This is a genomic window from Cobetia sp. MC34, assembly GCF_018340035.1.
GTDB classification, from domain to species: domain Bacteria; phylum Pseudomonadota; class Gammaproteobacteria; order Pseudomonadales; family Halomonadaceae; genus Cobetia; species Cobetia amphilecti.
Genome location: NZ_JADPPY010000026.1, coordinates 1 through 23,064, shown reverse-complemented (window position 1 = coordinate 23,064; position 23,064 = coordinate 1). Strand labels below are relative to the sequence as shown.

At 62.2% G+C, this 23,064-nt stretch carries 20 protein-coding genes; 5 read left to right on the top strand and 15 right to left on the bottom strand.

Annotated features, from left to right (window positions below; translation table 11 throughout):
- Positions 1-15: 15 nt before the first annotated feature.
- The 7 genes from livG to IZU87_RS12990 all read right to left on the bottom strand — a co-directional run bounded on the left by livG (position 16) and on the right by IZU87_RS12990 (position 7,953).
- Positions 16-771: a high-affinity branched-chain amino acid ABC transporter ATP-binding protein LivG gene (livG, locus tag IZU87_RS13020; RefSeq protein WP_082388869.1), complete on the bottom strand. Its 756-nt coding sequence runs from the start codon at positions 769-771 to the stop codon at positions 16-18.
- Positions 772-883: 112 nt separating this feature from the next.
- A complete protein-coding gene (livM, locus tag IZU87_RS13015; protein WP_213114789.1) occupies positions 884-2,209 on the bottom strand; it encodes a high-affinity branched-chain amino acid ABC transporter permease LivM in 1,326 nt (441 codons plus the stop codon).
- A complete protein-coding gene (gene livH / locus IZU87_RS13010; RefSeq protein WP_213114788.1) occupies positions 2,209-3,129 on the bottom strand; it encodes a high-affinity branched-chain amino acid ABC transporter permease LivH in 921 nt (306 codons plus the stop codon). Before livH ends, livM begins: the two co-directional genes overlap by 1 nt.
- A gap of 269 nt (positions 3,130-3,398) precedes the next feature.
- The gene (locus tag IZU87_RS13005) at positions 3,399-4,499 is read right to left on the bottom strand and encodes a branched-chain amino acid ABC transporter substrate-binding protein (protein WP_287024684.1); all 1,101 of its coding nucleotides are present in this window, start codon (positions 4,497-4,499) and stop codon (positions 3,399-3,401) included.
- A 649-nt stretch (positions 4,500-5,148) separates the two neighbouring features.
- Complete coding sequence (gene uvrB, locus IZU87_RS13000) at positions 5,149-7,176, bottom strand: excinuclease ABC subunit UvrB (RefSeq protein WP_192838931.1); 2,028 nt, start codon at positions 7,174-7,176, stop codon at positions 5,149-5,151.
- 64 nt (positions 7,177-7,240) lie between these two features.
- Positions 7,241-7,675 carry an OsmC family protein gene (locus tag IZU87_RS12995; protein WP_213114787.1) on the bottom strand — a complete coding sequence of 145 codons (435 nt, stop codon included), beginning with the start codon at positions 7,673-7,675 and terminating at the stop codon, positions 7,241-7,243.
- 86 nt (positions 7,676-7,761) lie between these two features.
- Positions 7,762-7,953, bottom strand: coding sequence for a hypothetical protein (locus IZU87_RS12990; RefSeq protein ID WP_054557000.1), 192 nt, complete (start codon positions 7,951-7,953; stop codon positions 7,762-7,764).
- A gap of 286 nt (positions 7,954-8,239) precedes the next feature.
- Here IZU87_RS12990 and ygfZ point away from each other — a divergent pair, with 286 nt between their 5' ends.
- Positions 8,240-9,349, top strand: coding sequence for a CAF17-like 4Fe-4S cluster assembly/insertion protein YgfZ (gene ygfZ, locus IZU87_RS12985; RefSeq protein ID WP_249330604.1), 1,110 nt, complete (start codon positions 8,240-8,242; stop codon positions 9,347-9,349).
- Positions 9,350-9,553: 204 nt separating this feature from the next.
- On the opposite strand, the gene IZU87_RS12980 is transcribed toward ygfZ, so the two are convergent.
- The 5 genes from IZU87_RS12980 to IZU87_RS12960 all read right to left on the bottom strand — a co-directional run bounded on the left by IZU87_RS12980 (position 9,554) and on the right by IZU87_RS12960 (position 16,411).
- Positions 9,554-12,391 (bottom strand): bifunctional diguanylate cyclase/phosphodiesterase, encoded by a 2,838-nt coding sequence (locus tag IZU87_RS12980; RefSeq protein ID WP_213114786.1) that lies wholly within the window; start codon positions 12,389-12,391, stop codon positions 9,554-9,556.
- 74 nt (positions 12,392-12,465) lie between these two features.
- Positions 12,466-13,233 (bottom strand): TatD family hydrolase, encoded by a 768-nt coding sequence (locus IZU87_RS12975; RefSeq protein ID WP_213114785.1) that lies wholly within the window; start codon positions 13,231-13,233, stop codon positions 12,466-12,468.
- A gap of 139 nt (positions 13,234-13,372) precedes the next feature.
- Entirely contained in the window at positions 13,373-13,855 is a 483-nt protein-coding gene (gene mscL / locus IZU87_RS12970) for a large conductance mechanosensitive channel protein MscL (RefSeq protein WP_054557004.1), read from the bottom strand.
- Between the two features lie 373 nt (positions 13,856-14,228).
- Positions 14,229-15,818: a peptide chain release factor 3 gene (locus tag IZU87_RS12965; RefSeq protein ID WP_192838936.1), complete on the bottom strand. Its 1,590-nt coding sequence runs from the start codon at positions 15,816-15,818 to the stop codon at positions 14,229-14,231.
- 167 nt (positions 15,819-15,985) lie between these two features.
- Positions 15,986-16,411 carry a MerR family transcriptional regulator gene (locus IZU87_RS12960; protein WP_249330603.1) on the bottom strand — a complete coding sequence of 142 codons (426 nt, stop codon included), beginning with the start codon at positions 16,409-16,411 and terminating at the stop codon, positions 15,986-15,988.
- A 202-nt stretch (positions 16,412-16,613) separates the two neighbouring features.
- On the opposite strand from IZU87_RS12960, the gene IZU87_RS12955 reads away from it, so the two are divergent.
- Positions 16,614-17,318, top strand: a complete 705-nt coding sequence (locus IZU87_RS12955) for a cation efflux transmembrane domain-containing protein (RefSeq protein ID WP_249330602.1) — start codon at positions 16,614-16,616, stop codon at positions 17,316-17,318.
- Positions 17,319-17,391: 73 nt separating this feature from the next.
- On the opposite strand, the gene maiA is transcribed toward IZU87_RS12955, so the two are convergent.
- From maiA to hmgA, 3 genes are all read right to left on the bottom strand, one after another.
- On the bottom strand, positions 17,392-18,042 hold the full coding sequence (gene maiA / locus IZU87_RS12950) for a maleylacetoacetate isomerase (RefSeq protein WP_213114809.1): 651 nt from the start codon (positions 18,040-18,042) through the stop codon (positions 17,392-17,394).
- Positions 18,043-18,187: 145 nt separating this feature from the next.
- The gene (locus IZU87_RS12945; protein WP_213114784.1) at positions 18,188-19,207 is read right to left on the bottom strand and encodes a fumarylacetoacetate hydrolase family protein; all 1,020 of its coding nucleotides are present in this window, start codon (positions 19,205-19,207) and stop codon (positions 18,188-18,190) included.
- Positions 19,208-19,316: 109 nt separating this feature from the next.
- A complete protein-coding gene (gene hmgA, locus IZU87_RS12940) occupies positions 19,317-20,645 on the bottom strand; it encodes a homogentisate 1,2-dioxygenase (protein ID WP_213114783.1) in 1,329 nt (442 codons plus the stop codon).
- Positions 20,646-20,892: 247 nt separating this feature from the next.
- On the opposite strand from hmgA, the gene IZU87_RS12935 reads away from it, so the two are divergent.
- The 3 genes from IZU87_RS12935 (at position 20,893) to IZU87_RS12925 (ending at position 22,975) form a co-directional block, all read left to right on the top strand.
- The gene (locus tag IZU87_RS12935) at positions 20,893-21,411 is read left to right on the top strand and encodes a MarR family winged helix-turn-helix transcriptional regulator (RefSeq protein WP_213114782.1); all 519 of its coding nucleotides are present in this window, start codon (positions 20,893-20,895) and stop codon (positions 21,409-21,411) included.
- Between the two features lie 63 nt (positions 21,412-21,474).
- On the top strand, positions 21,475-21,693 hold the full coding sequence (locus IZU87_RS17940) for a DUF2256 domain-containing protein (RefSeq protein ID WP_339926906.1): 219 nt from the start codon (positions 21,475-21,477) through the stop codon (positions 21,691-21,693).
- The gene (locus tag IZU87_RS12925) at positions 21,680-22,975 is read left to right on the top strand and encodes a DASH family cryptochrome (protein WP_213114780.1); all 1,296 of its coding nucleotides are present in this window, start codon (positions 21,680-21,682) and stop codon (positions 22,973-22,975) included. The genes IZU87_RS17940 and IZU87_RS12925 overlap by 14 nt, the downstream gene beginning before the upstream one ends.
- Positions 22,976-23,064: the final 89 nt, after the last annotated feature.

Below are 23,064 nucleotides of genomic sequence, written 5' to 3'. Positions count from 1 at the left end.
CATGCTCACACATGATCACTCTTCCCCCAGATAGGCCTTGATCACGGCATCATTGCGCCGTATGTCTTCCGGACTGCCATCCGCCAGCGGCTGGCCCTGATTGACCACGTAGATGTGGTCCGAGATGCCCATTACCAGACTCATGTCATGCTCGATCAACAGCACCGAGATGCCCTCATCGCGAGTCAGACTGACGATCAGATCATCCAGATCGCGCGTTTCGTTGGGATTGAGGCCCGCCGCCGGCTCATCCAGCATCAGCAGCCGCGGCCTGGCGACCATGCAGCGCGCGATCTCGAGTCGGCGCTGCTGACCATAGGCCAGATTGCCCGCCTCGCGGTTGGCGAATTCGAGCAGACCGACTCGCTCCAGCCAGTCGCCGGCATGCTGCATCAGCGCCTTTTCACTGCGTCGATAGCCCGGCGTCTTGAACAGTCCCTTGAGAAGGTTGCGTTCGGCGTGCATGTGCTGCGCCACCAGCAGATTCTCGATGACGGTCATCTCCTTGAACAACCGCACGTTCTGGAAGGTGCGCACCATGCCAGCCTGAGCAATTCGATAGCCCGGCAGACGATGCATGGCGCGGTTCTGGAAATACACCTCGCCGCCAGTCGGCTGATAGAAGCCGGAAATGCAGTTGAAGACGGTGGTCTTGCCCGCACCATTCGGTCCGATGACCGACACCACCTCCCCCGGATGTACCTGAAGCGTCACCCCATCCACGGCCTTGAGGCCACCGAACTGCATGGTGAGGTCACGCACGTCCAGCAACGGTGCCCCACCCGCGGCGCGCGCCTGACGATGTGAGGAGGTGGCTGGTGCTGCCTTGTCGAGGCCTTGCCTGTCGCGGACCTGCTTGTCACGGACCTGATTATCATGTGTGTCAGCCACGGTCGAGCTCCATCTGCGGTCGTTTGAGCGGTACCAGGCCCTGAGGACGCCACACCATCATCAGCACCATCATCAGTCCGAACAGCAGCATGCGATATTCATTGAATTCGCGTGCCAGCTCCGGCAACAGCGTCATGGCGATCGCGGCCAGAATCACACCCAATTGCGAGCCCATTCCCCCCAGCACCACGATGGCCAGAATGATCGCCGACTCGATGAAGGTGAAGGATTCTGGACTGATGAAACCCTGACGCGCGGCGAAGAAGGCACCGGCGAAACCGGCGAAGCTCGCACCGATCGTGAAGGCCGAGAGCTTGATACCGGTGGGGTTCATCCCCAGCGAGCGACAGGCGATGTCATCCTCGCGTAACGCCTCCCACGCCCGCCCGATGGGCATGCGCAGCAAGCGGTAGATCACGAACAGCGTGATCAGCACCAGGATCAAGGCCAGCAGATACAGGTAGATCACCTTGAGGGCCGGGTCGTAGTCGATGCCGAAGTACTCATGGAAAGCGATGTTGCCCTCGTCGGCCCGCCGCGAGAACTCGAGGTTGAACAAGGTCGGCTTGGGAATGCGCGCGATGCCATTCGGGCCGCCGGTCAGCTCGGTCCAGTTGTTGAGCAGGATGCGGATGATCTCCCCGAAACCCAGCGTCACGATGGCCAGGTAATCCCCGCGCAATCGTAGTACCGGGAAGCCGAGCAGATAGCCGAACAGCGCCGTCATCAACCCAGCGATGGGTAGCGCCTCCCAGAAGCTGAAGCCCAGATAGCTGTTGAGCAGCGCATAGGTATAGGCCCCGACGGCGTAGAAGCCCACGTAGCCGAGATCCAGCAGCCCGGCGAGCCCCACCACCACATTAAGCCCCAGCCCCAGCATGATGTAGATCAGCGTCAGGGTCGCGAGATCCACCGCCGAGCGGTTGGAGAGGAACGGGAAGATCAGCAGCGCGCCGATGGCCAGCATGATCCACAGCTGACGCTTCTGGCCGCTCATCACATCGGGGACGCTGAAACGTGAGGGTTTGCGGGTACGCGACCGCCACTCCTCGATCTGCGGACGTACCAGCTGATGCAGGAAGACGGCCAGCGCCGCAGCCAGCAACCAGCCCCAGGTGTCCATGCCCATCAACCGCACCGTGGTAGTGATGCCGGTGGATTCGAGCTGCACACCCAACACCGAGCCTCCCAGTACGAGGGTCAGAACGGCGGCCGCGAGTGCCGACCACCAGGGACGCCGATAGGCAGGCTGGGGCGGCAACGTCTCGGCAGGCGAGGTGCCCGCTTTCTTCAAAGTCTGTTTCGCAAGCTTGGGCATCAGATCTTCTCCACTTCGGGCTTGCCGAGAATCCCGGAGGGGCGGAACAGCAGAATCAGGATCAGCAGTCCGAAGGCCACCACGTCCTTGTATTCCGTGGACAGGTAACCGCCGGTCAGTGCCTCCGCGACCCCCAGCAGCAGTCCGCCCAGCATCGCGCCGGGGATGCTGCCGATACCGCCCAGCACCGCCGCCGTGAACGCCTTGAGGCCGGCCAGGAAGCCGATGTAGGGATTGACCACGCCGTAGTACATGCCGAGCAGCAGGCCCGCCACGGCGGCAAGCGCCGCCCCGATCACGAAGGTCATCGAGATGATCATATCGGTATTGATGCCCAGCAGACGCGCCATGCCGGCATCCTGCGAGCAGGCACGACAGGCACGCCCCAGGCGGGAGCGTGAGATGAAGGACGACAGCAGCAGCATGCACACCAGGGTGACGCTGAAGATGATCACCTGCATATAGGAGAGATTGACCGCGAAGCTTTCCAGCCCGAACTCCCAACCGCCGGGAATCAAACTGGAGATCGCCATGTCCCGCGAGCCCTGGGCCAGACGCATGTAGTTCTGCAGGAAGATCGACATGCCGATCGCCGAGATCAGCGCGATCAGGCGCTTGGAGCCACGTACCGGGCGATAGGCCACCCGCTCCACGGCAAAGCCGTAGGCGCAGGACACCAGCACCGCCACCAGCAAGGCGGCCGCCATCAGGAAGAAGGGGTTGGCGATGCCCAGCATGCCCAGCGCCGCGATGACGATGAAGGTCGCGTAGGTGCCGATCATGTAGATCTCGCCGTGGGCGAAATTGATCATGCCGATGATGCCGTAGACCATCGTGTAGCCGATGGCGATCAAGGCATAGGTACTGCCGATGGTCAGGCCATTGATGACCTGTTGCAGGAAGTAGAGGATGTCTTCCATTGAAACGACCCTTGGCCGCGACTGTCTTCGGCTTGTGGCCGGTGACCGTCAGGGAAATGCCGCATGCGCGGCGACAACGGGCAGGCACGGCGATATTGCATCACCGTGGACTCGACCGAACGGAGAAGCCCGCCATGCCAGGTGGCATGACGGGAAGCGTCTCGGGGTTGATCCACCACGGCCACATGAGGTCTCAAATAAGGTGCCAGATGAGATGTCACATGGCCGTGGCGAAGGCTGGGCTCAGACGAGCAGAGGCCAGCCGATGATCAATGTGCCGCTTCGCTCTTGGTTCCGTCGGCGTGCCAGTTGTAGACGACGAAGTTGAAGTCCTTCAGATCGCCCTTCTCGTCGTATTCGACCTTGCCGATGGGCGTGTCGAAACTGTTGGCGCGCAGGTATTCGGCAACATCATACGGGTCGGTGGAATCGGCGCCCTTGATGCCATCGGCGATCAGTTCCACCGCGGTGTAGGCCGGCATGACGAACGGGCCGGAGGGGTCCTGATCCTTGTCCTTGAAGGCCGCGACCAGATCGGCGTTCTTCGGGTCTGTCTCGAAGGCCGGCGGCAGCGTCACGTAAAGGCCTTCGGAGGCCTGACCGGCGATCTTGGAAATGTCCGGATTGCCGACCCCTTCCGGGCCCATGAAGGGTGCATCGAAGCCCAGCTCACGCGACTGACGCAGCAAGAGGCCCAGCTCCGGGTGATAGCCGCCGTAGTAGACGAAGTCGACGTTCTCCTTCTTGAGCTTGGAGATCAACGCCGAGAAATCCTTGTCGCCTGCCGTGATGCCCTCGAACAGCACCACATCGATGCCCGCCTCCTCGACGGTGTCGCGCACGCCGGTGGCGATGCCTTCCCCGTACTGCTGCTTGTCGTGGATCACGGCCATGTGCGTGGGCTTGATCGTCTCGGCGATATAGCGCCCGGCGACCGGCCCCTGCAGGGAATCCAGACCGATGGTGCGGAAGACCAGCTCATAGCCCTGCTCGGTGATGGTCGGGCTGGTGGACGCCGCCGTGATCATCATCACGCCTTCCTCGGCGTAGATGTCCGAGGCCGGCTGGGTCGCGCTGGAGCACAGGTGACCGATCACGTACTGGACGCCATCATTGACGATCTGGTTGGCCACCGCCACCGCCTGCTTGGGATCACAGGCGTCGTCGTATTTGACGCCCTTGAGCATCTCGCCGTCGACGCCACCGGCGGCATTGATCCGTTCGATGGCCATCTCGGCACCGATGAACTGCATGTCACCGTACTGGGCGACCGGCCCCGTGACCGGGCCTGCCATGGCGATGGTGATATCGGCCTGAGCCTGGGTGGACATCGCCGCGGCGATACCGAGAGCGAGAAGAGACCTGCGCATCATGATGAGAATTCCTGTTCCCGATTATTGTTGTACTACGGCCGGGCAGACCTGACTGACGCCTGGTGGCAGCGCTGGGCTGACCGCAAAAGGCTGGCGACAGTGTCTGTCATCCGCTGACCTTGTGCTCCGCTGCCAGCCTGCCGGCAGGGGGTCGACACGTCAGGAATGCCTTGAAAGCATTATTGGCAGCAGCGAATACGCATGTAAAGTGACCGTTTGAGCGCTCATGAACGCGGCTCAGCAGCCTGCCAATAGCGAAAAGCACCATGCTTTCCAATGTGGCCAGACAATCCTCGGAAATCACGATCAAAGCCAGTCATTGGCACATGCCAACACGCGGTTAACAGGATTTCCCTCTCCACTTGCACCATCAGGACGCACCGCAGCCGCCTGCCCGGCTACGCCCAAGGTTGTAAGAGAAGCAATGCTGCCGCCCTTCCCGAGCAACCGCCTGCTCCTGAGCCATGCACTGAGCTGCAATGTGATGATCTGAGAGGCAATAGGCAAGATAACGGGATAACTTGCTGATGGCACTCCCCCGTCAGATACCCGCCAGCCCTGAACGCCACGCGCCCGACGGGTAACACCGTCGGGCGCGCAGGGTCATGCCTTTAGCAACGCGAATGCTGGGGGATGGAGAGTAGCGTCAGCCCAGCGCGATCAGGCGATTGCGGACATCGTTTATCTGGTCGCGCAGTCGACCGGCTTCCTCGAACTCGAGGTTCTTGGCCGCGGCAAACATGGCATCTTCGAGACGGCTGATTTCCTTCTCGAGCGCCTGAGGGCCTTCGGCCGCCAGCGCAGCGTAGTCCGGCGTCTCTTCTGCCACCTGACGCTCGCTGCCCTTGCGACGGCTGCTCTTGCGGCCCGGCGCCTGGGCACCTTCCATGATATCCGCCACCGACTTGGTGATGGTGCGCGGCGTGATCCCGTGCTCATCATTGAAGGCCATCTGCTTTTCGCGACGGCGTTCGGTCTCGGCAATAGCCCGCTGCATGGAATCGGTGATGCGATCCCCGTACAGGATGGCCTTGCCGTTGGCGTTACGCGCCGCACGGCCGATGGTCTGGATCAGGGAGCGTTCCGAGCGCAGGAAGCCCTCTTTGTCGGCATCCAGAATCGCTACCAGTGAGACCTCCGGAATATCGAGGCCCTCACGCAGCAGGTTGATGCCGACCAGCACATCGAACTTGCCCAAACGCAGGTCACGAATGATCTCGACGCGCTCGACGGTATCGATATCGGAGTGCAGATAGCGCACCCGCACGTCATGCTCGCCCAGATATTCGGTCAGGTCTTCCGACATGCGCTTGGTCAGCGTGGTGATCAGCACGCGCTCGCCGACCTTGGTGCGCGCGCGAATCTCCGAGAGGACGTCATCCACCTGGGTCGAGGCCGAACGCACCTCGATGACCGGATCGAGCAGCCCGGTGGGACGTACCACCTGCTCCACCACCTGGCCGGCATGCTCTTCCTCGTAGGGGCCAGGCGTCGCCGAGACGAATACGGTCTGCGGCAGGATGCTCTCCCACTCCTCGAATTTCATCGGGCGGTTGTCGAGAGCCGACGGCAGGCGGAAGCCGTACTCCACCAGCGTTTCCTTGCGCGAACGGTCACCGCGATACATGCCGCCGACCTGCGGCACGCTGACGTGGGACTCATCGATGAAGACCAGCGCATCCTTGGGCAGGTAGTCGAAGAAGGTCGGCGGCGCATTGCCGGGATCACGCCCCGACAGATAGCGCGAGTAGTTCTCGATGCCGTTGCAGTAACCCAGCTCCATCATCATCTCGATGTCATAGAGGGTGCGCTGCTCCAGGCGCTGGGCCTCGACCAGCTTGTCGTGCTTGCGCAGGTAATCGAGGCGCTCGACCAGTTCTTCCTTGATGTGGTCGACCGCGGCGACGATGGTCTCGCGCGGCGTCACATAGTGACTCTTGGGATAGATGGTCATGCGCGGCACCGACTCGGCCACTTCGCCGGTCAGCGGATCGAACAGCCGGATGGAGTCGATCTCGTCATCGAACAGCTCGACACGCACCGCCTGCTCTTCGGAGTCGGCCGGGAAGATGTCGATCACGTCGCCGCGCACCCGATAGGTACCGCGCCGGAAATCCATGTCGTTGCGGGTGTACTGCAACTCCGCCAGACGCCGGAGGAAGCCGCGCTGATCGATCTGCTCGCCACGATTGAAGTGCAGGCGCATCTTCAGGTATTGATCCGGGTCACCCAGGCCGTAGATGGCCGAGACGGAGACCACGATGATCGCATCGCGGCGTTCCAGCAGCGCCTTGGTCGCCGACAGACGCATCTGCTCGATGTGGTCGTTGATCGAGGCGTCCTTCTCGATGAAGGTGTCCGAGGAGGCGACGTAGGCTTCGGGCTGGTAGTAATCGTAATAGGAGACGAAATATTCGACGGCGTTGTCGGGGAAGAACGACTTGAACTCGCCGTAAAGCTGCGCCGCCAACGTCTTGTTGGGGGCCATGACGATGGCCGGACGCTGCAGGCGCTCCACGATGTTGGCCACCGTGAAGGTCTTGCCGGAGCCGGTCACGCCCAGAAGGGTCTGATGCGCCAGACCCGCGTCCAGGCCGGTGATCAGCTTCTCGATGGCCGCCGGTTGGTCACCGGCCGGCTGAAACTTGGAGTCGATGCGAAATGGTTTGCTCATGCGCTCTCAATGGTGGCAGTCAGTCGAGTCTTCAACTGACGACAGGCAGATGATTGCCCGGCGCTCATGCGCTCGCGGGCGCTTCTCGACTGGTCACCGAGATCCGGGTGCTGGTCATCAGGCGATGGATGGGACAACGCTCGGAGATCTCGATCAGGCGCGCGCAGGTCTCGGCGTCCAGCTCATGGCCCTCCTCGGCCAGGAACTGCATGCTGACCGTGAGGCGATATTCGCTGTTGCTGCCACGGCGCTCGTCGCTGTCGTCCCGGTCCACCGTGGTGATGATCCCCTCCAACGGCAAGCCCTTGCGCCGGGCGTACATCTGCACGGTGATCGACTTGCAGGCCCCCAGCGACAGATCGAAGTAGTCATGAGGGTCCGGAGCGCTTTCGTCGCCGCCGACCACCGCCGGCACATCGACCAGCAACTCTTCAAAGCTTGCGACCTGTACCCGTTGCACGAAACTGCCTGACCGACGGCTGATTACCTCGATACTCATTCGTCACCTCCCTGTCGCTGATCTGTCCGTGATCCCGCTCGTGAGACGCTGCCTGTTTCCCGCCTGTCAGCGTCACCGCACTGCAGTCACTTGACCTTGTAACCGGCCTTCTCGACCGTCTTGACCAGTGCGTCATAACGCACCTGACCGTCGACTTCGGCAAAGCCACGCCCGACCTCGGCTTCCTTGACGCCATCCATCATCATCAGCGCCGTGGTGACCTTGTTGACGTCCTTGACGCTCTCGACGCCGATCAGAGTAAGAGAAAAGCTGGCCATCGTGTCATTCCTGTCATGCAGTAAGTAAAAAGGGGCGCCGCGGCGCATTGCAGCCGTCAAGAATAGCACGGTTGCCTGACAGTCAGCGCCCATCAGACCGTCGCGAACCAGGCTGCATAAAAGGCTGGCAGGACGGGAACACTGATTTGCCCGTTCTTTTACTGCCACTTGAGGCACAAGGGGCTGACAGCCGCCAGCTGGCGCGTGACAATGCGGGCATCCGACATGCCGCATGGTTGCCAATGCGCCACCGGCAGTTCACTCCTTCGCAACAGGATGGTGGTAGATGAATCCCTTGAAGACCCTGATGCAAGACCACGGCTACCAGCTCGGCGAGGACGGCCGCCTGACGCTGGGTGAGCCAGCCGACGCCTCCATGCCACTCGCTGACATGACCAAGAATGTACGGACCGAAAATGTGCTGGCCCCGCTGAACAATTTCGAGGTACTCGAGGTCTGCGGCAAGGATGGCGAACGCTTTCTGCAGGGACAGACCTCACAGCAGCTGAGTCTGGTCGATGGCGAGCTGGCGCCGCTGACGACCTTCTGCACCCCGAAGGGACGCATTCTGGCCATGGCCCAGCTGCTGCGCGTCAGCGAAGAGCGCCTGTGGCTGGTGATGCCGGCTGGCACCGCCGAACCGCTGCGCGCCCATCTGGCCAAGTTCGCGCCCTTCTACAAGGTGACGCTGGAGGTGTCGAGTGAGCTGAGCGTGCTCGGCCTGCTCGGCGAGCAGAGTCTGGCAGCATGTGCCGACGCCCTCGCGGCACCTGCGCTGGCCGAGCATGACCTGGCCATGCGCTCGGTCCTGCAGTCGAGCGAGGACGAAGAACCGCAGGCCTGCGCGCTGGCGCGCCAGCCGTCAGGCAATACCCCGCGCGCGATACTGGTCGGCCCGCATGCCGCCCTGGCAGACCTCGCCACGGCGCTTTTCGCACGCGATGTGGTCGCCAGCGGTGACACCCGCTGGGGCCTGGAAGATATCCGCGCCGGTCTGCAGTGGGTCACGTCCGCGCAGACTGACAGCTGGCTGCCGCAGATGCTCAATCTGGAAGCCCTCGCCGCGATCAGCTTCAAGAAGGGCTGCTACACAGGTCAGGAAGTCGTGGCACGCGCCCACTTCCGCGGCCAGGTCAAGAAGCGCCTGCAACGCCTGACGACGGCGCAGCCAGCCGACTTGCCGGCGGTGGGCAGCAAGGTCACAAACCCCGACGGCAAGTCCCTCGGCGAAGTGCTGCAGGCAGCCCATGATGAGCAGGGCCGCCTGGAGCTGCTGGCCGTGATCAGCCTGCGCGATGAAGAGATCGCATTGGCATTGGAAGATGGCACCCAGCTTGAGCGCAGCGCGCTGCCCTATGCCGTCGAGCGTCGCGATCCGGAGCAGCTCAAGGGCTGAAGGGTACGGCTCGAAAGGCTGATCGCCCTGAAGGACTGATCGCTTGAAAGCCGCCACAGGAAAGCCCCGCACGTGCCAACGTGCGGGGCTTTTGTCTGTCACGGATTGCTGATTTCAGGCGCCTGCCGGGGCTCCCAGCCCTTACAGCCCTTACAGCCCTTACAGCCCTTACAGCCCTTACAGCCCTTACAGCCCTTACAGCCCTTACAGCCCTTCCGGCAGCCAACCATCCCCTGCGATCAGGTGCTCGATCAGCTCCTGCACCGGCATCGGTCGTGCATAGAGATAGCCCTGATGCAGCGAGCAGCCATGCGCGAGCAACCCGGCTCGCTGTTCTGGCGTCTCGATGCCTTCGGCCACCACCGCAAGATGGAAGGCCTCCGCCAGCCCCAGCATCGCTTCGATCATGGCCTGCCCCTTGCTGGAGCCCAGCGCAGTCACGAACTGCCGATCGATCTTGAGCTTGTCGAACGGTAGCCGCTGCAGCTGCGACAGCGAGGAGTAGCCCGTACCGAAATCGTCCAGTGCCAACGCCACGCCGTGAGCCCGGATGGTCTGGAACAGCACGGCCAAGGCCTGGATGTCATCCGGCAGCTGGCTCTCGACCAGCTCAAGCGTCAGGCGCTCACATAGCTCCGGGTGCCGGAACAATATTTCCAGGTCCGACAGGAAGCGCTTGTCCATCATGTGGCGCACGGTCACGTTGACGCTCAGATGCAGCTCATGGCCGCTTTCGTGTACGCGCATCAGGGTCGCGATGCTCTCCTTGAGCACCCAGCGCCCCAGCGCGACATCCAGGCGTGCAGACTCGACGATGGCCATGAAGTCCGCCGAGCCCATCAAGCCATGTTCGGGGTGCTGCCAGCGAATCAGCGCCTCCGACAGCTGCAAGCGGCCGGTACGCCCGTCGACGATCGGCTGCACGAACAGCCTGAGCTGATTCTCACGCAGCGCGACAGTGAACTCGGCTTCCAGCTGCTTGAGGCGGCGCAACTCACGCTCCGCCTCCTCATCGAAGAAATGCCACTCGCGTTGGCATTGCTGGGCATCGTGCAAAGCACGTTCGGCGCGATAGACCAACGCATCCACCTGATGGCCATCTTCGGGATAGCGCGTGATACCCAGGCTCGGCTGCAGATAGATCACCTCATCATTGAGCGTGACCTTGTCGCGCACGGCATTCAGCAGATTGTCCAGCCAGCCGCTGATACCGCCTCGCGTCGCTTCCAGCAGCCGGCGCTGGACCATGATCAGCAACCTGTCGGTCTCGAGGCGCGCCACATCGCCGGAATTGCCCAGCAAGGGAGCGATGCGCTTCTGGACCTGCTCCAGCTGGTGATTGCCCGGCTCGGCGCCGGCATGATCATAGAGCACCTGCAAGCCGCCGATCCGCAGCGCCATCAGCACGAAGCCCTCCATCGGCGCGACCTCGCCCAGCTGGTCAATCCGCACCTTGATCAGACGCAGTATGCCTTCACGGCTGAGCAGACCGGTATCGAGATCCGTCTCGCGCTCCTCGAGCAACTGGTGCTGGAGCAGCACGCGTTCCTGCTCCAGTCCTCGTACCACCAGCGTATCGAGAGTCATGTCCAGCAACGGCATCATCTCGGTGGCGTTAAGTCGATGGCCGCGACTGGCCACCAGCAGCAATTCGCTGCGTCCGGGATGCGGCGAGACCGAATAGCCCATCAGCTGGCTGGCGCCCAGTCGCTGACACAGCAGCAGCGCGCGATCTTCCTGCTCATCGACACTCCTGTCGACGCTCCCATCGCGTCGCGAGCGATCACCGGCTGACACGCACACGCGCCCCACCGGCAGGCGCCAGAGAGGATCACGCCGCAACGATGCCTCACTCAACCACTCACGCTCATCGTGACTCTGCAGAATCAGGTAGCCGGCGTTGGGATTTCCCACCTCACGCCGATAGATGATGATCTCTGCCCCCAGCATCTCGCGCACGCGCTGCAGGTACCGGGTGAGAGACGCCCGCGCATTCTGCGGCGTGTGGGTTTCATAGGGGGCGCTCAGTAACTGCTGGTTGAGAATGCTGTGGCGCTGGTATTGATGCTCGAGGTAGGCGCCATAGGCCCGACTCGCCCTGCGGTATCGACTATCGCGCACCAACATGCCGATGGTGCCCATGCCCGCCAGCAAAATGATCAACAGCAGCACCGCCAGCGGAGTGCCCATCTCCTGCAGCAACTGAGCGACGCGATTTTCATCCTGCCAGCAGGCCTTGGCATGGTTGTAGCGATCGGCACGGCTGGATGCGGGCAAGGCCACGCAGACCTGCTGCGTCGCGATGGGCTGTGGCATGGCGTTGCTGACGACCTGCAGACCCTTCAAGCCCAGCACGGCCGCCTGCTCGTCCAGCAGGCCTGTCGTGAGCGGCATGCCCAGAATCAACAGCCCCTGCTCTTCCTGCGCTGGCAAGGCCTCCTCATCCTCGTAGAGCCCCTGCATGCCGATCAGCCATGGCTGGTTGTCGACGATCAACCAGACCAGCTGAGGTTGTGTCGGTGACTGGCGGGCCGCCTGCATGACAGGGGCGAGCGCACGACGCCAGCTCACCGGCTGCTTGCCCAGCCAGTCGGCCCCCGGCGACCCGGCATTGTGCTGCACCCAGGCGGCCACCTGTCCATCGCCACGCACGGCAGAGATCAGATGTATGCCGGTATTGATGGCGAACTCGGGGCCATACATGTACTCGAGCCAGGTCGTGTCGAGCTCGGGCTCGCGCAGAAACCTGGTCACGGCTTCTTCCCAGTAGCCGTTTTCCTGCAACTGTCCCGCGAGCAGGCGCTGTTCACTCTGGACCCACAAGGCCAGCCGCTGCCTGTCGGACTCACGATCCGCCTCGCGGGATTGCGTGATCTGGCTGGCCGTCAACCAGGCGGTGGCCAGCAATGCCGCCAGCAACAGCAGCGGCAGCAGGTACATCCGATAGCGGGGGCCAGCAGGCAGGGAGGCGTGCGCGAAGACAGCAGAAGACTCGTGTGCCGGCACACGAGAGGAGGAACGCGATGCTGAAGAATCTGACATTGATTTACCGATGATGAGGCGACCTCCTGAACCGGGTCGGCAGGCTGTCGCCTGGCCTTTGAGGTCAGTCTAGATCAGACGTTCAGTTGAAGAATACGCTGCACATTCGTCGTGGTGGATAACGCGATATCGTGGCGACTGCTCGAACGGAGTTCCGCCACCACATCCGCGACCTTGGCCACACGCGATGGCTCATTGCGCTGACCTTGAAACCCGCACAGCGGCATGTCGGGGCTATCGGTTTCCAGCACGAAGCCATCATCGGGCAGTGACGCCACCACTCCGCGCAGCTTGTTGGCACGCGGGTAGGTCACGCTGCCGCCCAGCCCCAGCACGAAGCCAAGCTCGAGAAAGCGCTCCGCCTGCACCTGACTGCCCGCGAAGGCGTGGATGATGCCGCCACGGGTGAGTCGTGCCTGCTTGATACGCTTGGCGACTTCGTCATTGGCGCGCACGCAGTGCACGATGACAGGCAGGGAGAATTCGCGTGCCATGCTCAGCTGGACCTCGAACAGCTGCCATTGGGCATCATGATCGGCCAGTCGCGCATCGAAGCCACATTCGCCCAACGCGACGACCTGGCCAGCATGCTGATCGAGGGCCTGATGAAGCGCCGCCAGCGCGTCATCGCCATGCTCGGACAGAAAATAGGGATGCAGTCCCAGGGCGCCAAAGATACGCGCCGATGAATCCACCAGCGCCAGCACTGCCGGGAAGCTTGCCACCGTGGTGGCGGGCACCACGAAGGCCGAGACATCTTCCTGCTCGGCACGCGCGATGACCGCCTCACGATCCGGCGTGAAGTCAGCGAAATCCAGATGGCAATGGCTGTCGATCAGCATGGAATCTCCCGGGGATGGTCGTACAGCCATCGTGCTATATCAGCGTGTGTCAGACAAACGAAGGGACCGGCCTGGTGGCCGGTCCCTTGAGGACGAGTGTCGATATTGCTTGCCAGTCGTCGTGACTGACGCAGATGGCCTAGGCCGCCTCCACCGGCGCTGCCGGCGCCAGCTCGGAGGTGCAATGACCACAACGGGTCGCCGCCAGCGGTACCTTGGAAAGACAATACGGGCAATCCTTGTCGGTGACCTCTTCCGGCGCTTCCTCGGCTTCCTTCTTGAGCTTGTTGATCTGTCGGATCAACACGAACACCGCCAGCGCCACCAGAGCAAAGCTGATGATGGCATTGATGAACAAGCCATAGTTCAGCGTGACGGCTCCCGCTTCCTTGGCCGCCTCGAGACTGGCGTAGGGCGCGGCCTGAGCGCCTTCCTTGAGGACGACAAAGAAGTTGGCGAAATCGACTCCGCCGATCAGCAGCCCGATCAGCGGGTTGAGCATGTCACCGACCAGACTCTTGACGATCAGTGTGAATGCCCCGCCGATGATGATGCCGACCGCCATGTCGACGACGCTTCCCTTGACGGCAAAATCACGAAATTCCTGCATGAATCCGGACATCTGTCATCTCCTGTCACTCGCTAACCATCCGGTGGATTGCCACGCATCATGCATGGCCCGCACTGAGACACATCCCACGCCATTGTGTTGTCATTGTCTGCGCCCTACCGACCTTCGCCCCAGCAAGCTTCATCACACGGATGCCAGCAAGACAACATGACCCGAACATTATGCCGTGCTGATGCCACGCCATGGGTTGGCTGTGTAAACGTAGGGTTACACGCATGTCTGGCCACAAAAAGTGCCACCTTTTATCCGGGCATACAAAAACGCCACCCCGAGGGGTGGCGTTCTTCATGTCGTGATCGACAGTCTCGCTAGCGCAGCGCCGCTGTGGCAACGCCGTTGTGGCAACTCCGTTGCGGCAACTGTCTCAGTGCTCACGGGTCGCGCGGAAGGTGATGTCCGGCCAGCGTTCCTGGGTCAGCTGCAGATTGACGCGGGTCGGCGCGATGTAGGTCAGCCAGCCGCCGCCGTCGTAGGCCAGGTTGGCACTGGCCTTGCGCTTGAAGTCTTCCAGCATCTTGGTGTCATCGCAGTAGATCCAGCGTGCGGTCTGCACGTTGATCGCCTCATAGATACACTCGACCTTGTACTCTTCCTTCAGGCGGTGAGCGACCACGTCAAACTGCAGCGTACCGACGGCACCGACGATCAGGTCGTTGTTATCGAAGGGCTGGAAGACCTGGGTCGCGCCCTCCTCGGAGAGCTGCTGCAGGCCTTTCTGCAGCGCCTTCATCTTCAGCGGGTCCTTCAGGCGCACGCGCTTGAACAGTTCCGGCGCGAAGTGCGGAATGCCGGTGAAACGCATGTCCTCACCGATGGTGAAGGTGTCACCGATCTGGATGGTGCCGTGGTTGTGCAGGCCGATGATATCGCCCGGCCAGGCCTCTTCCACGTGGGAGCGGTCCGCCGCCATGAAGGTCAGGGCGTCAGGAATCTTGACGTCCTTGTTGATGCGCACGTGGCGCATCTTCATGTTCTTCTCGTACTTGCCGGAGCAGACACGCAGGAAGGCGACACGGTCACGGTGTTTCGGGTCCATGTTGGCCTGGATCTTGAACACGAAGCCGGTGAAGCGCTCATCGTGGGCCGTGACTTCGCGGGTATCGGTATCACGCGGCTGGGGCGGCGGGGCATATTCGACGAAGCCGTCGAGCATCTCGCGCACGCCGAAGTTGCCCATGGCGGTACCGAAGTAGACTGGCGTCAGATCACCGCGACGATAGGCCTCGAGATCGAACTCGTGTGAGGCGCCGCGCACCAGCTCGACTTCCATGCTCAGCTCTTCGATCAGGTCCTCGCCCAGCACTTCGATGGCTTCCGGGCTATCGAGGCCCTTGATGCGCACGTCATCGGGAATGCGGTTGCCCTGGCCCTGCTTGTAGAGGTGGATCTCGTCATTGAGCAGGTGGTAGACGCCCTTGAAGCCCTTGCCGACGCCGATCGGCCAGGTCATCGGCGCGCACTGGATGTTGAGCACCGTCTCGACTTCGTCCATCACCTCGATGGGGTCACGCGTCTCGCGGTCCATCTTGTTGACGAAGGTCAGGATCGGCGTGGTGCGCAGGCGGCAGACTTCCATCAGCTTGATGGTGCGGTCCTCGACACCCTTGGCACCATCGATGACCATCAGTGCCGAATCGACGGCCGTCAGCGTCCGGTAGGTATCTTCGGAGAAGTCCTCGTGCCCGGGGGTATCCAGCAGGTTGACCATGCGGTCCTTGTAGGGGAACTGCATCACGGAGGTGGTCACGGAGATGCCACGCTCCTGCTCCATCTTCATCCAGTCAGAGGTCGCGTGGCGATCGGCCCGCTTGCTCTTGACCGAGCCGGCCATCTGGATGGCATTCCCGAACAGCAGCAGCTTCTCGGTGATGGTGGTCTTACCGGCATCCGGGTGAGAGATGATGGCGAATGTACGGCGTACATCCGCCGCCTTGGCAATCTGGGAATCTGACATGAGCTGAAAGGCATCCGGCCCGACGTGAGGCACGCCGCGCGCACTGTTGGGTGAATAGCAGAACAAGACGAATGGCGCGCATTGTAGCGGCTGGCGCGGCGCGGCAACAGAGGCGGGCGCGATCAGCGGCCTTCAGTCATCCTTGCGCGCGCGAAAATGCCAGGGCCTTACTCCTCGGTCTCGGACAGTGACTCGACGATACGGCACTGCGCCACCACCCCGCCGGCGCAGCAGTGCGTCAGGCGCTGCAACTCCTCCTCCATGACGGCGAGATCGCGCTGACGCTTGCGCACCTCGGCCAGCTGCGCCTCGATGCGCGCGTCTATCTGATCGCACGGCAACGCCTGCTGATCCGCCAGCCCCAGCAAGGCGCGGATATCATCCAGCGAGAAACCCAGACGCCGACAACGGCGGATGAAGGTCAACCGGCGCAGTTGTGCATTGCCATATTCGCGATAGCCGTTGGCCGCACGCCGCTGCGGGGCCAACAGACCCTGCTTCTCGTAGTAGCGGATCGTCACCGCCTGGACGTCTGAGGCCTTGGCCAGCTGACCGATGCTCATCGCCCCTGTGACAGCCTCTGTGTCAGACATTGTGAAAGCCGCTGATCTTTGCGGGTCTTGCGCTGCTGTCCCCGGCTCGCGCTCGGTTCCTTGTGTCATGAGACTTGACCTTATAGTGACTATAACCTCCATGCTGTCAGCAATACGACAGGAGGCCAAGACCCCTTATGAAAAGCTGTTGCGAAAGCAAGTCCGGCGAGCTGGCAGAGCTCAGAGCAAGGTACTCAAGATATTGCTGGCACTGAATGCCAGCATGTTCTTCATCGAATTCACCGCAGCCTGGTGGCTGGGCTCCACCGCACTGCTGGGGGATTCACTCGACATGTTCGGCGATGCCAGCGTCTACGCCCTGACCCTCTATGTCCTGCACCGCAGCGTGCGTGAACGTGCCTTGAGCGCGCTGGTGAAAGGCATCGTGATGCTGGCGCTGGGTGTGATCGTCCTTGGCGAGGCAGGCTATCAGGCCCTCCATGGCGTCACCCCAGCCGCACACGGCATGGGTGCCTTCGCCCTGCTGGCGCTGGCCGTCAATCTGGTCTGCTTCGGCCTGCTGTGGCGCTTCAAATCGGATGATCTGAACATGCGCTCCACCTGGCTATGTTCACGCAATGACATCATCGCCAATGCCTCGGTCTTCGGCGCCGCACTACTGGTCGGCTGGACAGGTTCCCGCTGGCCGGATGTGCTGCTGGGGGCGGCGATTGCCGCCCTCTTCCTGCAGTCCGCCTGGCAGGTGATTCGCGATGCGCGAGTTGAGCTTGGCGAGGCCAAGCAGGCCGAAAGCGTGCAAGCTGCGCATGAGCAAGACGCAAGCTCCCAAGCCCCTGACGCTCCGCCATCATCCTGCGCCACCCGCAGTTGTTGCGCCCCACCCACGTCTGCCGTGGTGGTCGAGCAGACACCCGCCAGCGGCGACTCCAGCAAGTGCTGTCGTTGAGACGATGGCCTGAGATATGAAAGCGCCTCGTCGAGACCGCTGAGGCGCTTTCATCTCGGGATACCGACAATGATCATGCCGCCGGACAATCTGGCTGACGCTCGGGATGGGCCTGCTGGAAGGCTTCCAGTGACTGACAGGCCGCCTCGATGGCCAGAATCCTCGGGTAGTCCTTGAGTTCACACTCGAAGCGGCGCGCATTGTAGAGCTGGGGCATCAGGCAGGCATCCGCCATGCCCGGGCTATCTCCATAACAGAAACGTCCCGCACTTTCCGCCAGCATCACTTCCAGACGCGCGAAGCCCTCAGCGACCCAGTGTCGGTACCACTCAAGGCGCTGCTGCTGGGTGACCTCAAGCCGATCGGTCAGATAATTGAGAACGCGCGGATTGTTGAGCGGATGCATCTCACAGGCCATGAACTGGCACAGTGAGCGCACCTTCGCACGCGCTTCCGGCGCTGAGGGCAACAGCGCCGGGGTGGGCCAGCGCTCCTCCAGATATTCCATGATCGCGAGCGACTGGGTCAGGGCCACCGGTGCGGGGGTATCTCCCACCATCAGGGTCGGCACCAGTCCCTGGGGGTTGATGGCCAGATAGTCCGCGCTGCGCTGTTCGCCCTTGAGCAGATTGACCGGCACCTGAGCGACCTCTATCCCCTTGAGCGCCAGCGCGATTCTTACCCGATAGCTGGTAGATGAACGGTAATAGCCATACAGGCTCATTGAACTCATGCTGCACTCCCCTGTGACGCGGTTGGATGCCGGCCGCCCCTTCGCACTACCTCGCACCCAGTTGGCTTGAGGCTTACCGGTACACGACGTCTTCCCGAGACATGTCTCTGAGAAGCTCTGCCTCTCGACGCCGCCATCAGGCGTCCAACTGCGTCACCTGCTGATCAATGGCGCCGAAGATGCTCTGGCCATCTCGATCAAACATCTCGATGCGGATGCGATCACCGAAACGCATGAAGGGCGTGCGAATCTCATCGAACAGGATCTTCTCGACCATGCGGACTTCGGCCAGACAGCTGTAGCCCACGCCCCCTTCGCTGATCGGTTTGCCGGGGCCGCCATCCTTGCCGGGATTGGACACGGTGCCTGAGCCGATGATCGCGCCGGCGCCCAGGGGGCGAGTCTTCGCGGCGTGCGCCACCAGCTGCGGGAAGCTGAAGATCATGTCTGGCCCGGACTCTGGCTCACCGAACTTCTCACCATTGAGATGCACGCTGAGCGGCAGATGCACGCGCCCCTGCTGCCAGGCATCCCCCAGCTCATCCGGCGTCACGGCGATGGGCGAGAAGCTTGACGACGGCTTGGCCTGGAAGAAGCCGAAGCCCTTGGCCAGTTCGCCAGGGATCAGCCCACGCAGACTTACATCATTGACCAGCATCAACAGGCGAATGTGGTCCTCGGCCTGCTCCGGACTGACGTGCATCGGCACATCATCGGTGATGACGGCGATCTCGCCTTCGAAATCGATGCCATGCTCCTCACTGACACACACGATATCGGCGCCGGGGGCCAGGAAGCTGTCGCTGCCGCCCTGATACATCAGCGGGTCATGCCAGAAGGTCTCGGGCATCTCGGCGCCACGCGCCTGACGCACCAACTGGACATGGTTCAGATACGCCGAGCCGTCTGCCCACTGATAACTGCGCGGCAGCGGGGAATGCAGCGCCTGGCTTTCCAGCGCAAAGGCGTCCGTCAGCGTGCCATCATTGAGCGCCGCGTAGCGTTGCTCGAGCCCGGGCGCCAGCGAGGCCCAGTCTTCCAGCAGCGCCTGCAGCGTCGTGGCGACATCCGCGACCTTGACGGCGCGGGTCAGGTCACGGGAGACCAGCAGCAGTGTTCCATCGCGGGAACCATCCTGGTAGGTAGCGAATTTCATGGGTGCCTCCTTGAAGAGCAACGTGAGCAATAATGCAGGAATTGCCTGGGGTCGGATGACGATGAACAGTCAAAGTTCATCGCTGATGCAGGGTGAATTAAGGAGTGAATCAAGGGGTGGATTGAGGAGTGGTGTGAGGCGTAAAGTGAGACGCGAGCCCCTGCCAGACCGAGCCGTAGTCGCGCTGCCGAGCGCTCGACGACAGGGCCTGTGGGGTGGACTGGAACAGATAGCGACTCTCGAACATGAAGGCGAGCGTATTGCCCTGATAGCGAGGAGCGAGCTCTGCCTGACTGGCCGCCTCGAAGGTGGCAGTGTCAGGGCCATGCGGGGTCATGGCGTTGTGCAGACTCGCGCCGCCCGGACGGAAGCCTTCGCGCTTGGCGTCATATTCGCCATGGATCAGCCCCATCAACTCACTCATCAGGTTGCGATGGAAGTACGGCGGCCGGAAGGTGTTCTCGGCGACCATCCAGCGTGGCGGGAAGATCACGAAGTCGAGGTTGGCGACCCCGGCGGTGTCCGACGGTGATGTCAGCACGGTGAAGATCGAAGGGTCAGGATGATCGAAGCTGACCGTATTGATCGTATTGAAGGTCGCCAGATCATATTTGTAGGGCGCGTAGTTGCCGTGCCAGGCCACGACATCCAGCGGTGAATGATCCAGGCTCGCGCGCCAGAAACGCCCGCCGAACTTGGCCACCAGCGTGAAGTCACCGGCTTTGTCCTCGAAACGTGCCGATGGCGCGAGGAAGTCACGCGGGTTGGCCAGTCCATTGCTTCCGATGGGCCCCAGCGATGGCAACTCGAGAGGCGCGCCATAGTTCTCGGCCACATAGCCTCGACAGCCCTCCGCATGGCCCGCCAGCGGATTGAGCTGGAACTTGATACCACGCGGAATCACGACGATCTCGCCGCTGGCGACTTCCAGCAGGCCCAGCTCGCTGCGCACCTCGATGGCACCCTGCTGCGGCACGATCAGCAATTCGCCATCGGCGTTATAGAAAAAGCGCTGCTGCATGCCGCAAGAGAAGGCGTAGAGATGCGTGGCACAGCCCTGCTGCGCCTGGGCATCCCCATTGACCGCCAGCGTGATCAGGCCTTCCAGAAAATCGCCAGCGCAGAACGCGATGGGGTCCCAGCGCATCGGGTTGGGATCCGGCTTTCTCTCGGCCAGCGGTGCGGTGGCGACCTGCGGCATCTCCATGGGCTGATAGGCGCCCTGCACCACCGAGGGCCGAATGCGGTAAAGCCAGCTGCGCAGATTGTGGCTACGCGGCGCGGTGAAGGCCGAGCCGCTCAACTGCTCCGCGTACAGGCCGTAGGGGCAACGCTGGGGAGAGTTCTGGCCCTGCGGTAAGGCGCCAGGCAACGCCTCGCTGGAGACATGATTTCGAAAACCGGCGTGATAATGACACTCAGCGTTGCGCTCGCGCATGACGATTCATCTCCTTGTGGGCTCGCGGCTCCTGATGACCTGGGGCATCCACGGCACGACATACCGCCACTGCCCCAATTAGTTACACATGAAACCATATAGCCAGATTCATACCTTAGCAATCTCCCAAGTGATCGACTTTTGTCTTGCTCGCTATCGAAAGTGGTAACATTGGTAACCTAATTCGACCGCAATGCACTGTCGTGACAACGCTGGTCAGCCCCCTCACCGAGACAGGTAACTCTCGATGCAACGCACCGATGACACTCCCGAAGCGCGCGATGCCCTTGATGGGGAAGCCTCACAGGACCGGTCCCACAGCGAGCTGGATCTTGACCAGTTCCTGCCCTATCGCCTCAACCGACTGGCCGAGCGTACCAGTGAGGCGATGTTCGCCCGCTATGGCGAGCGCTTCGCCATCAATGTCGCCGAGTGGCGTCTGCTGGCCTGGTTGAGCCGCGGCGTGCCGATGACCGCGCGGGAAATCAGCCTGCGCACCCACATGGACAAGGTACGCGTCTCGCGCGCCGTCAAATCACTGGAGAGCCGTGAACTGATCCTGCGTCGCCCGAGCGAGCAGGACCAGCGTGCGCAGTTGCTCGTTCTCACCGCCGAGGGAGAGGCCATGCTCGCCGAGCTGATTCCCGAAGCGCGGCGTTTCGAGGATGAGCTGCTCGGCGCCGTCAATGCACGCCAATACCGTGATCTGCTGCTCACCATGCAGACTCTGGAGCGACAACTGGATCAACTGCTGGGCAGCGACTGAGTCAGGCATGCAAGGCGCTCGTCAACAGGATGACAGGGGATTTTCTGGCCGCCATTTCGCGCAATGTACAATTATGGTATAGGTTATGTAATGATTTTAAGGAGCCTTGCCAGCATGCATCGCAAACCGCCCCTGCCCAGCAAACTATGTCAGACCTGCCAGCGCCCCTTCACATGGCGCAAAAAGTGGCAGGACTGTTGGGACGACGTACGCCATTGCAGTCAGCGCTGTCGTCGCAACGCACGCCAGCTGGCACGGGAGGCGCGCGATGACGTCCACTGACCTCTGGCTGGTATGGTTGAACGAGGACCTGCGCTTGGATGACAACCCGTTGTGGCAGGCCGCACTCGAGGAGAGAGCCTCGCACCTGCTGGTCGTGCACGTGGTGGCGGAGACAACCTTTCAGCCCTTCGGCAGCGTCAGTGCCGGAGAGTCACGCCTGCAGCCGCTCAGCATGGGGCGACAACACGCCCTGCTCGAAAGTCTGGAATCGCTGCGCACGCGACTTCAGGCGCTGGGAAGTGACCTTCTGATCCTCCACGGCGAAGCGGCACGACTGATTCCGCAGCTGGCAAGGCAATATGGCTGTCGGGGCGTCATCACGCGCCGCGCCACGGGCTTGGTGGAACAACGCCAGCAACGCGCGGTGGCAAGCCAGTGTCGCCTGCGGCAATTGAACAGCGGTTTGCTGCTGGACGAAAACGAGCTGCCGGAACCACTCACCGCACTCCCCGAGAGTTTCAGTGCCTTCCGGCGCAAGCTGGAGAAGGCTCGCCCGAGCCTCCCCGACATGCCCGCCCCACTGGACGCGCCATCCACGCTTCCCGGTTGGCCAGAGGCCGCCCCTCGAGGCTTTCAGGACGCGGCTAAGCACCTGCTCAAGGCTCGCCACTGGCAGGCCGACTCCCGCGGCGAGTACCCCTTTGCCCTTGGAGAGCCCGCCGGCTTGCAGCGCCTGCAGGATTACTTGGACCCGGCCTTCGCCGGCCAGTACAAGACCACCCGCAATCGCCTCAGCGGCGCAGGTTTCTCGACCCGCTTCTCCGTGTGGCTGGCACTGGGCTGTCTGTCGCCGCGACGAATACTGGACGCGCTGCACCGCTTTCAGACCACGCTGCCCGAGCACTGCGCGCATCCGCAGGCAGCTTTCAAGGACAGCGACTGGATCCGCGTCGAGCTGTTATGGCGCGAATACTTCCACTGGGATGCACGGCGGCTGGGCAGACACACCTTCACGGGCGAGTCCCCAGGCCACGACGCGGCTCAGCCGCAAAGCCACGAGCTGGCGTCGGAAGCGCTTGAACGCTGGCAGAGCGGAATGACCGGGGTGCCGTGGGTCGATGCCGGCATGCGCGAACTGGCGGCTACCGGCTGGCTGAGCAACCGGATGCGCCAGAACGTGGCGAGCTTTCTGGTCAAGGACCTTGGCGTGGACTGGCGCCAGGGAGCGGCCTGGTTCGAGCATCAGCTACTGGATCACGACGTCGCCTCCAACTGGGGCAACTGGCGCTATCTGGCGGGTATCGGTAAGCGACCGGTGATCCCATCTACCGCAGAGTCCTGAATTCCGTCACGTTAGATGTCCACCTATCAATAAGTGGACACTTATCATGACGGAATCAAGCGTGTTGGAAGTTCCTCGCAAGCGTCGCC